The following is a 12,894-nucleotide window of genomic DNA, read 5'->3' as shown; positions in this document are numbered from 1 at the left end:
TTCTTGATATTCTAACTTTTTTTAAAATTCTACTTTTTTGATATTTAAACTATGAGCCAAACCGCCAACACCGAAGACACCATTGATTTAAAGGAATTATTTTTTTCCTTAATCGCACAATGGAAAATGATTACCCTTTGCGTTCTACTCAGTATCGTCTGCGCTTTACTGTATTTAAGAACTACGCCAGACACCTATGCAGTTGATGCTTTGGTACAGGTCGAAGACAACAAAGGGGCCTCTGCAGCGTTATTGGGTGAACTGTCTAATATGATTGAGCAGAAATCGCCTGCACAAGCTGAAATTGAAATTTTAAAATCACGTTTGGTGTTGGGCAGCGTGATTGATCATCTAAATTTAAATATTCGCGTTTCAGGTACGGAAGATAGTTTCTGGAACCGTTTAATTGCCAAGCATGAATATGACAGTGAATATTCATCTCAGTCAGTGCTGTTTAAAGACAATCAAAAAAGTTTTGATATCCGCCAGTTCGATATTCCGCAATATTTTCAAGATAAAAACTTAATTTTAAAATTTGCACAAGGCAAATACAGCCTGACCGATGCAGTAACAGAACAGGTAGTTTTTTCTGCACCTTTAAACCAAGTCAGTCAATTACAGTCTGAATTTGGGCTGTGGAAAGTCGCTATTTTTAGTCAAGACAGCTTTGACGCTGCCTATAACATCCAAAAACAAAGCTTACCTGCTGCCATGAAAAGCTTAACCGCTGACTATTCTGTAGCAGAAAGAGGTAAGTCAACAGGCGTGTTGGAGTTGAATTACCAAGGGTCAGACAAACAACACATTACCCAAGTACTAAATGCCATTTTAGCGGCGTATAGCCAACAAAATATTGAGCGTCGTACTGCAGAAACGGCACAGACCTTAAAGTTTTTGGAAGAGCAACTCCCAGAACTGAAACAACAATTAGATGTCGCAGAACGTGAATTTAACCGTTTCCGCCAACAGTTTAATACAGTCGATGTGACCAAAGAATCTGAGTTATATTTAACCCAAAGTATTACTTTGGAAACCCAAAAAGCCGAACTGGAACAGCGTGTTGCAGAAGCTGCAGCTAAATATACGGGTGAGCATCCGGTGATGCAGCAAATGAATGCCCAACTTGGTGCAATTAATAGCAAAATTGCAGAGCTGGATGGGACTTTAAGACGTTTACCTGAGTTACAACGTCAATACTTACAATTGTTCCGTGAAGTCGAAGTTAAACAGCAGCTGTATACAGGACTATTGAATTCCTATCAGCAACTCCGGATTGCCAAAGCGGGTGAAATTGGCAATGTGCGTATTGTCGATACTGCAGTCGAGCCCATTGAACCCATTAAACCAAAGAAATTACAAATTCTAATTTTATCTATTTTCTTGGGCGCTTTCTTAGGTACATTACTCGCCCTACTACGTAATATGATGCGTTCAGGTATTAAAGATGCAACTCAAATTGAAAATGAGCTTGATTTGCCAGTCTATGCTACGGTGCCACGCTCTGTTATTCAAGAAAGCCGCATTAAACTATTGAAGAAGAAAAAGAATATTCCTATTCTTGCAGTTAAAGATAGCGGTGATATTGCGATTGAAAGTCTGCGTAGTATGCGAACAGCGATTCATTTTGCCTTAATGAATGCGACCAATAATGTGATTGCCATTTCTGGCCCCGCACCTGAAATTGGCAAATCATTCATTACCACTAACCTTGCTACTATTTTAGCACAAGGTGGGAAACGGGTCTTGGTGATTGATGGTGATATGCGTCGTGGTTATTTACATAAATACTTCAACGCCGAGGTACAGCCAGGTTTAGCGGAATTATTGAATCATCAAAATAGCTATGAAGATATTGTTCAAACTTCCACTGTAGACAACCTATATTTTGTCACTCGTGGTAAGAGTCCGGTTAACCCATCTGAACTATTAAGTACTGATCAATTCAAGACTTTCCTGGATCAGGCCTCTGCTCATTTTGATCATATCCTGATTGATACTCCACCTGTGCTTGCAGTGACCGATGGTATTATTATTGCGCAATATGCGGGTGTAAATTTATTGATTGCCCGTCATGGTAAAACACAAATCAAAGAGTTGGAAATCACTGTGAATCGTTTTGAACAGGCCAATGTCAAAGTTAATGGCGTGATTCTGAATGATGTACAAAAAGGGGCGGCTGGTAGCTATGGTTATAATTATGCTTATGCTTATACCGCAAATAAAGACAATGACTAATTCATTGTAAACCTTGATTTCACATCTTGCTTTAAGCAGGATGTGAAATCACCCTCTATTACATTTATCTCAAATGATCATCGTTGAAAAAATCAACTAAAAACCCTATCGTGGTTACAGTTTAAAACTCCTGAGAATCTACAAGAATGTTTAAATCAAAAACACTGCTCGCCAGCTTGGCATTAAGCTCCTCACTCACCTTTGCCCAAGGCATCGTTTTAAATGAGCAAAACCTGCGTACCGATTTAAACTGGTTAAATCAGCAAGGTGTGATTCAAATCAGCACTTCGACCTGGCCAATGAGTGGTGATGAAATTCAACGCGCCCTTTCTCAGGCCCAAGTCAGCAATAATAATCAGCAAAGAGTCATTGATTCAGTCATGGCTCATTTGAATACCAACAACCAGTTACTTAAAGCATCACTATTTGCAGAGACAGATCAAAAAAATATTCCTCAAGCCTTTGGCGATCAGCAAAAAGCGCAATACCAGGCGAGTGTAGAGTTGAATACAGGCAATCAGAATTGGGATGCCAGACTTCGTATCAATGCAGAAAAAGATCCCCAGATTGATAATGATCAAGATGTGAATGTTGAAGGGTCTTACCTCGCAGGTAAGTTATGGAATCAATGGCTAATTGCTGGACAAATTCCGACCTACTGGGGACCCGGTCATGATGGCAGCTTAATTCGGGGTGATGCCAGTCGTCCTGTGTATGGTGTGACCATGCAGCGTGCCGAACAGCATGCTTTTGCAAATAAATGGCTCTCCTGGATTGGGCCTTGGCAATATCAAGCCTTTGCCGGACAACTAGATGACTATGATGCTGTACCTGATGCTAAATTAATTGGCTTACGTGTCACTGCACAACCTTTACCCTATTTGGAGCTGGGTGCATCACGTGCTATTCAATGGGGAGGTGAAGGACGACCTGAAAGCCTGAGTTCACTTTGGGATGCTTTTGTCGGTAATAAAGACAATGGTGGTACAGGTGAGCCTGACCCATCCAATCAAATCGCCGGTTTTGATGCACGCTTAAATCTACAACCATTACTGCAAGTCCCAATGGGGATGTATGTACAATATATTGGTGAAGATGAAGCCGGTGGCTTACCAGCCAAAAAAATGTATTTGGCTGGGGTCGATTATTCTTCTAGCTATAATAATATGCCTTTCCAGCTATATACCGAATGGGCAGACACCCGCACCAATGGCAAGGCCCAAGGTATTTCTTATAATCACACCAATTATATTGGTGGTTTTTATCAACATGGTTACCCATTAGCACATGCAATGGGTGGTGATGGTCAAATGGTTTCTGTGGGTGGTGATATTCGTTTCGATCGCCTGAACCGTGTTAATGCTCGAGTGCTGTTTGCCAAGTTGAATGAATCCAACCGAACTACTAATTTAGCTTTTCCAATCCAAGATGAATTAAAAGCTGTTGATGTGAGCTGGACCCATTATTTACGCCCCGATATTCCCCTGAAATTAAATGGCTAGATCAGTGATTCAGACCTACGTGGTAATGATGGTGGTGCATCGATTGGGATTGAATTTCCTTTAGAAAAAAGCTTGTTTTCCTACTAAGCTCTTTGCAAAATATAATTTCGGTTGAGGCAGTCATTGATCCTAGACATTCTCCAACAATGATTAAGTTCTGAAAAATAAAAAAACCAGCTATTGCTGGTTTTTTTATCTCTTTAAACTTCAACACAACTACGATGTCCGCTTGCTAAAAAACCACCCATTCTGCAAGATTTCTTAAAATTTTCTGCTAAGATGGACTGAACCTCAACGATAACATTAGATTGGACAAATACATGAGTAAGGCCTTACCGATTGCCGTCGCTGTTCTTTTAGGCGGTGCCGCGCTAGTACCTGTTTACTATGCAACTCAAAACCCTGCTACTCAAACTACAAAAGCATCTAAAGATGCCTCTGCTGTCTCTAAAATCAGCTATGCACTCGGTTATGAAGTGGCTCATCAGACTCCTCCTGAGCTGGACATTAACAGTTTTGTGACCGGTGTACGTGAAGGACATGCACGTTCTGCACCTGCCTATACGGAAGAAGAATTACAGGCAGCTTATGAGCAGTTCCAGAAAGAAATGCAACAAAAGCAGCTTAATAGTGCAAAACAAGCTCAAGCTTCAAGTGATACTTTCCTGACTGAAAATGCGAAAAAAGCAGGCATTAAAACAACCGCTTCCGGCTTGCAGTACCAAGTTACTAAAGATGGTACAGGTAAACAGCCAAAAGCCTCTTCAATTGTGAAAGTACATTACACTGGTAAACTGGTAGATGGCACTGTATTTGATAGTTCAGTAGAACGCGGTGAACCGATTGAGTTTCCATTAAATCAAGTCATTCCAGGCTGGACTGAAGGTCTGCAGCTGATGAAAGAAGGCGGTAAGGCAACTCTATATATTCCGTCAAATCTGGGTTATGGTGAACAGGGTGTCCCTGGTACGATTCCTCCGCATAGCACTTTGATTTTTGATGTGGAATTAATTGAAGTAAAATAATACAAATAGGGAGAGCGATCAGCTCTCCTTTATTTTTGAGAATTGATAATGAAAATACAAATCAGTTTAATGGTTTTGCTGCTCAGTTCAGGCAGTCTTTTTGCTAAAGAGATCAATAATACAAGTAGTGAAGCTGAGAAGATTGGCTACAGCTTTGGTTATCTGATGGGTCGCAGTAATGCAGACACTTTAAAGGATCTTGATTTAGATGCATTTAGCCAGGGCTTAAAGACAGCCGCTGCTGGACAAAAATCCAGTTTAAGCGATGAAGAAATGACCCAAGTGCTGACTCAGTATAAACGTCAAAGTGATGCCAAAGAACTGATTGTGCTGAAACAGAAAGCTGAAGAAAATGCCAAAGCTGGCAAAGCATTCTTGCAGGAAAATGCCAAAAAGCCCGGCATTAAAACCACCAAATCTGGTCTGCAATACCTGGTGCTGAAAGAAGGTAAAGGGAAATCACCAAGCGCTAACAGTAATGTCCGTGTCCATTATGAAGGTCGCCTGATTGATGGTACCGTTTTTGACAGTTCGATTGCCCGCCAGCAGCCAGTCGATTTCCGTACCACCCAAGTGATTACTGGCTGGACAGAAGGCTTACAGCTGATGAAAGTCGGTGCCAAGTACCGCTTCTTTATCCCTGCTGATCTGGCCTATGGACAGATTGGTTCGGGAGATATCATTGAACCAAATAGTACCCTGATTTTTGATATCGAATTACTGGAAATTATTAAATAAAAATTCCTTTAATTGTAAAAACTAAAAAAGAGAGGCAAATTATTTGCCTTTCTTTTTTTGTACTGATGAGAAACGAATTAGTTGGCGGTTTTCATGTATATTCATAGCAGTTTTGCTATTTTATAGTTTAATCAAGATATTCAACAACAATAGAGGACTTCAGCATGGCAGCAATCAAGACCCGCGAAATTCAATATACTGCGCAGGATGGCAGCACTTTGATTGGTTATTTTGCCGCACCAGAAACTGATGCACCTGTAGCCGGTGTTATTGTGGCGCCAGAATGGTGGGGCCGCAATGACTATACTGAACAGCGTGCCCGTGAGCTGGCGGAACATGGGTATGCCGCGCTGGCAATTGATATGTATGGTGACAAGAGAGTGACCACCAACTCTGATCAGGCCTATCAATGGATGATGCAGACTTTTGAAGATCCAGACACTATTGTGAACCGTGCAAAAGCTGCTTTAGATACTTTGGCGGCACAGGATGAAGTCAATCCGGAAAAACTGGCGGCAATTGGTTTCTGTTACGGCGGTAAAGTGGCTCTGGATCTGGCTCGCTCAAATGCACCGTTAAAAGCTGTGGCTACTTTCCATGCCAACCTGTCTCCTAAAGCACCTGCACAGAAAGGCCAGGTACAGGCAGAAATTCTGGTCCTACACGGTGAAAAGGACAGTATGGTCAGTCTGGATGATGTCGCCAGCTTTAAAGAAGAAATGCAGGCGGCTAAGGTCGAGCATAATGTGATTGTATTTGAAAATGCCAAGCATGGATTTAGTAACCCGCTGGCGGATGAGCGCGCCAAGGCCAATGGTGTAGATCTGGGCTACAATGCTGAAGCAGAGAAACAAAGCTTGGCTGCCATGTATGAATTACTGGCACGACAACTCGCTTGATAACAGATAAATTGATCTGGCTCATAATCGGGCTAGGTCATACATGAAAAAAATAAATTCAATGAAAGGAGCCAATATCATGACTGAAAATAACTGCCCGTACTGTAATTTTGACGAATACGATATTCTGGCTAAAAATGATTTTGCTGTCGTGTTACCTGAACCCAACTCCCTGTCCAAAGGACATTATGTAGTTACTCCATTACGTCATGTGGCGTCATTTTTTGAAATCACAGATAAAGAACGTAAAAGCATGATGTCCTTACTTGAGCAGGCCCGTAATGAACTACAACTACGCTATCAACCTTCCGGTTTTCATGTCGGGTTTAATGATGGCGAAGTATTTCAGGAAAAATCAGAACATTTACACATTCATATAATCCCGCGTTATGAAGGCAAGGTATTAAAGCTGGATGCACGCTGGGGCATTGAAGAATAAGAATTTAATTTTTTTGCCGAGTGAATGCTTTTCGAAGTGTTCACTTGTCCCTTCCATTTATTCATTTTTACTCTTTTACAGTCTCGCTGTTTTAGCAGACTTTTCATCTTTTAGCTGAGTCTCTTCAGTTATACTAGGCCTCGTTTTCCAGTTTGTTCTATTTTCATGTTTGTATTTTCAGATGCCCTTTTAGAATGGTTTGATGTACATGGCCGTCATGATTTGCCATGGCAAGTGGCTGATGATCCCTATAAGGTCTGGGTCTCTGAAATCATGCTACAGCAGACTCAGGTCAAAACCGTGCTGCAATATTTTGAGCGGTTTATTCAACGTTTTCCGACAGTACAGGACTTAGGTACAGCTTCTTGGGATGAAGTCGCACCCTATTGGGCTGGGCTGGGCTATTATGCTCGTGCCCGCAATTTGCATAAGGCAGCCGGTATTGTAGCAAGGCAGGGGCATTTCCCGACGAGCCTAGAAGAATGGATCGCCCTGCCCGGCATTGGCCGCTCAACCGCGGGAGCCTTAATGTCTTTGGGTTTACGTCAGTACGGCGTGATCATGGATGGTAATGTCAAACGGGTGCTGGCACGATTTTTTGCGATCGAAGATGATCTGTCTAAACCGGTTCATGAACGTGCCTTGTGGGAGCTTGCTGAACAGCTTTGCCCGGTTGAACGGAATCATGACTATACCCAGGCGATTATGGATCTCGGTGCGACCGTCTGTACTCCGAAAAAGCCTTTATGCCTGTATTGTCCAATGCAGCAACATTGCAAGGCACATCAACAGGGTCTGGAAAATGAATTGCCCTTTAAAAAAGCCAAAAAGCCGGTACCGGTCAAAGCAGCTCAAGTGCTGTTGATCCAGTCAGGTGATGAATGGCTATGGCAACAGCGTCCTAATAGTGGTCTTTGGGGCGGGCTCTGGTCTCTGCCAATTATTGAAGACACTCATGCATTTGAACAACTGTGCCAGCAACTGGGTCTGAAAAATCTCGTACAAAAAGCCCAGATCAGCCACAGTTTCACCCATTTTACCTGGCAGCTTGAAGCGATGATTTTTGCAGTCGATGCAGATCAGCAAGAACATCTGGCGATTGAGTTACAGGGCTTCTGGATGAACCCGGAAACTGCGGTCAATGCAGGTATTCCAACCGCCATGAAAAAATTGATTTCTACCGTAAATTTATGACATAGTCTGGAACAAGAAGAATCATACTGGCCTCATTTAAGGATAAATATTTTGCGCCATTCTCTTGCGTTTGTCGGGCTTTCTTGGGTGATGTTATTTATGGCGTGTAGTAGCGCACCGAAACATCCTTCTGCGGTTCAGCTTAATCCGGCATTGGTCAAAAAACTGAATCATATGGGTATGCCCTCTTCTCTGCAGATTCCGGTAGATCGGGTCCAGGCTCGTGAATTGAAAGATACTTGGGGAGCTTCGCGTAGTAGGGGCCGTTTGCATGAGGGCATTGATATTCTGGCTCCACGTGGAACCAAGGTTCGTAGTGCGACGCCTGGTCTGATCGCGGATTTACGGAATAACAATTTGGGTGGTAAAGTAGTCTGGATTCTGGGTCCAGGTGGTGCCTGGCATTATTATGCACATCTGGATGGTCATAAGCGTGGCCTGAAAGTCGGTGACTATGTCAAAAAGGGCGAGGTCATTGGTTATGTCGGTAATACTGGCAATGCCCGCCATACCGCGCCACATCTGCATTATGGTCTCTATTTAAGTGGTAAGGGCCGTGGTGTCGTTAACCCCTATCCATATTTACGTTAATTTTAGGAAGTTTACATGTCAGAAGCGTTGATCAACCGTCTGGTCGAATTTGCTGAATCAGGCAATCAACAGAAAATCGTGCTCAATGGCCAGACCTATCAGGGCTGGATCATGGAAATTACCGAAGAGGCGCTTCTGATCAGTACCGGTTATGCCGATAAAAGTGGTAAGGATATGTGGATCCAGTTCAGTGATCTGCAGCAAGCAGAACTGTCCTACTGGGATAATCAGCAAGATCAGTGGACGACATTTAAATTATAAACTAGGAAAAGGAGCATCCCTTGACGATCCAACGCTGTGGCTGGTGCTCTGATGATCCTCTCTATACTGCCTACCATGATCAGGAATGGGGACAGGCACTGCATGATGAAAAACGCCTGTTTGAAATGCTGTGTCTGGAAGGTCAGCAGGCTGGTTTAGCCTGGATTACCGTACTCAGAAAACGTGAATCTTATCGCAAATATTTCTTTCAATATTCTATTGAAACGATTGCTTCTTTTACAGATGAGCAACTCACCGCAAAACTGCAAGATGCTAGTCTAATTCGGCATATCGGTAAACTGACTGCAATTCGCGATAATGCCCGGGCCTGGCAACAGCTTAAATCTCAAGAAATTGATGTGGTCACATGGTTGTGGTCCTTTGCCCATCAGCCCCGATTGAATAATGATGTTGCAGATTATCGTCAGGCTCCGGCACAAACCATTGAAAGCCAGAATATGTCCAAAGCCTTAAAAAAAGCAGGCTTTAAGTTTGTCGGCCCTACGATCTGTTATGCCTTTATGCAGGCAGTCGGCATGGTCGATGACCATGAAAATCACTGTCACTTTAAAACAATATCCTCCCATTCAAATAAGAGCTGAAATTATGTCGAATAATACCATTCAAGCCTATGCTGCCATGTCCGCAGGCGCTGCCCTGGAACCTTATCAGTTTGACGCAGGTGAACTTCAGCCGCATCAAGTCGAAGTGAAAGTTGAATACTGCGGTCTATGTCATTCTGATATTTCAGTACTCAATAATGACTGGGGATCTTCGATCTTTCCTGTGGTGGCCGGACATGAAGTCATCGGCACCATTACGCAACTGGGTTCTGAAGCCAAAGGCCTAAAAGTAGGTCAACGTGTCGGTATTGGCTGGACTGCGGAAAGCTGCCAACATTGTGATTCTTGTATTTCAGGCCAGCCAGTGCTGTGTACCGGTGGTCAGGTTGCAACCATCGTCGGTCATGCAGGTGGTTTTGCGGATAAAGTCCGTGCTGGCTGGCAATGGGCAATTCCCTTACCTGAAGATCTGGATCCGGAAAGTGCCGGTCCCCTGCTTTGTGGCGGGATTACCGTATTTGATCCGATTCTGAAACATCAGATTCAGGCCATTCACCACGTTGGTGTGATTGGTATTGGCGGTTTGGGACATATGGCGATCAAGCTGCTGAAAGCTTGGGGTTGTGAAATTACCGCCTTTACTTCAAATCTGGATAAAACCGATGAGCTGAAAGCCATGGGGGCAGACCATGTAGTGAATAGTCGTGACCCAGCAGCGCTTAAACCGCTTCGTGGTAAATTTGACCTATTAATGAGTACTGTGAATGTCACATTGGACTGGCAGGCTTATTTATCAACACTGGCACCAAATGGCACGGTACATATGCTGGGCTTACCACTGGAACCCATGCAAATTTCTGCAGGTTCACTGATTGGTGGTGCTAAATCAGTGACTGGCTCACCAACAGGTTCACCAGCAGCTTTACGTCAGTTATTGAAATTTGCAGCACGTAAAAATATTGCGCCACAAATTGAGTTATTCCCAATGTCGGAAATTAATACTGCGATTGAACGTCTGCACTCAGGCAAAGCCCGTTACCGGATCGTACTGAAAGCCGATTTCTAATTTGTCCTAATCATTAGTAAATCTAGATCTGCCCTAGCCTCATGTTAGGGCAGATTTTTTATGGCTGTATTTGCAAATAATTGGTTTCATGAGATTATTAAGAATTTGATATATAAAATTAATTTTTAGGCTGACAATCTTACTAAATAGAAAGGATTTAGAAGGTTATTTAATCTGTCAATTCCTCAAAACTTGCAGAACTTTTTCTAATTTGTAATCCTTGCGACCAAGGGTGTCTAGCTGAGCTAAGGCAGGTATTTGTTGTAGTCGGGCCGCTACAACTGATAACAGGTGCCTATATGTTTAATTTAAAGATTTTTAATAAGATCTCTACTGAAGTCTTGACCTTAAAAAATGACCTGGAGCTGAATTCCGAGATTCAACTCATCACTAAATATAAAACATCTATCTCCAAGTGAAAGAGGACTCCACCCGTCAGTCAGGGTGGAGGTGAATTTCACAAATTTCAACCTTGTTGATTCTGAATATATTGTTTGATTATTTCCAAAGGCGCACCACCACAAGACCCTGCAAAATATGATCTTGACCATAAAACAGGTTTTGTATAATTCCCTCTCAAGTCTAAAAACTCATTTCGCATTCTTCTACTTGTTACAGACTTTAAATTATTAACCAATTTGCTTAACTGTACCGTTGGTGGATACTGAATAAGCATATGAACATAGTCGGATTCACCATTACATTCCTTTAATTCAGCATCAAAATCTTTACATATTTCAGTTGCACACTCATTAAAATATTTATGATGCAACTCACCTAGTATTTTTTTTCGATATTTCGTTATAAAAACTAAATGAACATGAAGATTAAAGGCTGAATGTCGGTTTTTATATATCTCACTCATTGAAAAATTATACCTAAAATGTTAAAATCAGCACCATATTAACAGATACACACTCATTAATGAGAATCAACAAAGCGTATAAATTTAGGCTTGAGCCTAATGTCGAGCAAGAGGTTATTTTAAATAATCTTGTTGGCTCTGCACGCTTTGTTTGGAATCAAATATTAGCAATTTCATTTGAAATGTTTGCTCAAAATGAACACATTAATGCGGTGAATCTAGTAAAAAAGATAACAGCACTGAAAAAGAATCCTCAGTTTAGCTTTTTAGATGGAAATTCAAATGCTGTGTCACTTCAACAAAAAGTTCGTGATCTTGCATCAGCATGGGGGAAGTTTTTCAACCCTAAAGAACATGCTCGACTAAAAGAAAAAAAGCGCAAACCTAAGAAACCTAAATTTTTTAAATTGGCTGATGGCACTGAGGTTCAGTTGCGCCCACTTATGCCTAGATTTAAGAAAAAATCAGACGGTTATGATTCCATTCGCCTTGTACAATTCGATAAATACTGTTGGGTTAAAGGAAATAAACTCAAACTCCCTAATGGCGTAGGTGTTATTAAATTCAGGAAGTCGCAAGAGATTCTAGGCACAATAAAAAATGTGACGATCAGTAAGGTGTCAGGACGTTGGTACGTTTCATTCTGTACTGAAACAGAACTTACTGAAATGCCGATCCACCCATCAAAATCAGCGATTGGTGTTGATCTTGGTGTTAAGAAATTAATCACCACCTCAAATGGTCAGGTCTTTGACCCGATCAATAGCTTTAAAACCAATCAGATTAAATTAGCTAGACTTCAACGGAAGCAGAGAAAGAAAGTTAAATTTAGTCAAAATTGGAAAAAACTGAATTTTAAAATCAATAAACTACATCATCATATTGCCGATATTCGTCATGACTACTTGCAAAAAATCACTACAACGCTCAGCAAAAACCACGCAATGATTGCTGTTGAGGATTTAAAAGTAGCAAATATGTCGAAGTCAGCAAGTGGCACAATCGAAAATCAAGGAAAGAATGTAAAAGCTAAGTCAGGCTTAAACAAATCAATCCTAGATCAAGGTTGGGGCATGCTCGTTAGTATGTTGGAATATAAGCAAGAATGGCGAGGTGGATTACTTGTAAAAGTTGATCCGAAGTACACAAGTCAAACCTGCTGTGAATGTGGTCATGTAGCAAAAGAAAACCGACAAACTCAAGCTAAATTTGAGTGTGTCGGATGCGGTTATGTTGCGAATGCGGATTTAAACGCATCTCGTAATATATTGTCGGCAGGACATGCCGTTTTGTCTGTGGAGGGTGGATGCGGTAAAGGTCGCTCTAAGAAGCAGAAAGCAAGCGAAATCCGTGAGGAAGTCGCCTAAGAGCTTTGCTTTTAGAATCCCCCACTTTAGTGAAAACGAAAGTGGTGGGAGTATGTCAAAGTGCGGTTTCATTTGCTGGTGCTGGGCTCAGTGCTGTTGCTTTGCTTTTAGTTTTAATTCAAATGAAACTGGTTCCCCAGCAAGATATG

Annotated in this window: 12 protein-coding genes and 1 pseudogene; 12 read left to right on the top strand and 1 reads right to left on the bottom strand. The window is 41.9% G+C overall.

Features of this window, described 5'->3' with window-relative positions; genetic code table 11:
• Positions 1-51 precede the first annotated feature (51 nt).
• The 11 genes and pseudogenes from ACWM1W_RS00345 to ahr all read left to right on the top strand — a co-directional run bounded on the left by ACWM1W_RS00345 (position 52) and on the right by ahr (position 10,513).
• On the top strand, positions 52-2,235 hold the full coding sequence (locus ACWM1W_RS00345) for a polysaccharide biosynthesis tyrosine autokinase (protein WP_340834411.1): 2,184 nt from the start codon (positions 52-54) through the stop codon (positions 2,233-2,235).
• A gap of 146 nt (positions 2,236-2,381) precedes the next feature.
• A pseudogene (locus tag ACWM1W_RS00340) lies at positions 2,382-3,824 on the top strand (capsule assembly Wzi family protein).
• Between the two features lie 233 nt (positions 3,825-4,057).
• The gene (locus tag ACWM1W_RS00335; protein WP_340834413.1) at positions 4,058-4,762 is read left to right on the top strand and encodes an FKBP-type peptidyl-prolyl cis-trans isomerase; all 705 of its coding nucleotides are present in this window, start codon (positions 4,058-4,060) and stop codon (positions 4,760-4,762) included.
• A 48-nt stretch (positions 4,763-4,810) separates the two neighbouring features.
• Positions 4,811-5,500 (top strand): FKBP-type peptidyl-prolyl cis-trans isomerase, encoded by a 690-nt coding sequence (locus ACWM1W_RS00330; protein WP_340834416.1) that lies wholly within the window; start codon positions 4,811-4,813, stop codon positions 5,498-5,500.
• Positions 5,501-5,664: 164 nt separating this feature from the next.
• Positions 5,665-6,399 carry a dienelactone hydrolase family protein gene (locus ACWM1W_RS00325; protein WP_340834419.1) on the top strand — a complete coding sequence of 245 codons (735 nt, stop codon included), beginning with the start codon at positions 5,665-5,667 and terminating at the stop codon, positions 6,397-6,399.
• A 79-nt stretch (positions 6,400-6,478) separates the two neighbouring features.
• Positions 6,479-6,838: an HIT family protein gene (locus ACWM1W_RS00320; RefSeq protein ID WP_005233203.1), complete on the top strand. Its 360-nt coding sequence runs from the start codon at positions 6,479-6,481 to the stop codon at positions 6,836-6,838.
• A 165-nt stretch (positions 6,839-7,003) separates the two neighbouring features.
• Positions 7,004-8,032, top strand: coding sequence for an A/G-specific adenine glycosylase (gene mutY, locus ACWM1W_RS00315; protein WP_461603284.1), 1,029 nt, complete (start codon positions 7,004-7,006; stop codon positions 8,030-8,032).
• A gap of 90 nt (positions 8,033-8,122) precedes the next feature.
• Complete coding sequence (locus tag ACWM1W_RS00310; RefSeq protein ID WP_461603313.1) at positions 8,123-8,623, top strand: M23 family metallopeptidase; 501 nt, start codon at positions 8,123-8,125, stop codon at positions 8,621-8,623.
• Positions 8,624-8,638: 15 nt separating this feature from the next.
• Entirely contained in the window at positions 8,639-8,884 is a 246-nt protein-coding gene (locus tag ACWM1W_RS00305) for a hypothetical protein (RefSeq protein WP_004780440.1), read from the top strand.
• Positions 8,885-8,904: 20 nt separating this feature from the next.
• Positions 8,905-9,486 carry a DNA-3-methyladenine glycosylase I gene (locus ACWM1W_RS00300; RefSeq protein WP_461603283.1) on the top strand — a complete coding sequence of 194 codons (582 nt, stop codon included), beginning with the start codon at positions 8,905-8,907 and terminating at the stop codon, positions 9,484-9,486.
• Positions 9,487-9,490: 4 nt separating this feature from the next.
• On the top strand, positions 9,491-10,513 hold the full coding sequence (gene ahr, locus ACWM1W_RS00295) for an NADPH-dependent aldehyde reductase Ahr (protein ID WP_461603282.1): 1,023 nt from the start codon (positions 9,491-9,493) through the stop codon (positions 10,511-10,513).
• Positions 10,514-10,979: 466 nt separating this feature from the next.
• Here the strand turns inward: ahr and tnpA are convergent, their stop codons facing one another.
• A complete protein-coding gene (gene tnpA / locus ACWM1W_RS00290) occupies positions 10,980-11,378 on the bottom strand; it encodes an IS200/IS605 family transposase (RefSeq protein WP_104426837.1) in 399 nt (132 codons plus the stop codon).
• 59 nt (positions 11,379-11,437) lie between these two features.
• On the opposite strand from tnpA, the gene ACWM1W_RS00285 reads away from it, so the two are divergent.
• Entirely contained in the window at positions 11,438-12,745 is a 1,308-nt protein-coding gene (locus tag ACWM1W_RS00285; RefSeq protein ID WP_104426836.1) for an RNA-guided endonuclease InsQ/TnpB family protein, read from the top strand.
• Positions 12,746-12,894: the final 149 nt, after the last annotated feature.

It is taken from the genome of Acinetobacter sp. TW_SC_4 (assembly GCF_054861205.1).
Note: the sequence above shows the minus strand (reverse complement) of the source record. Positions and strands in the feature narration are given on the sequence as shown.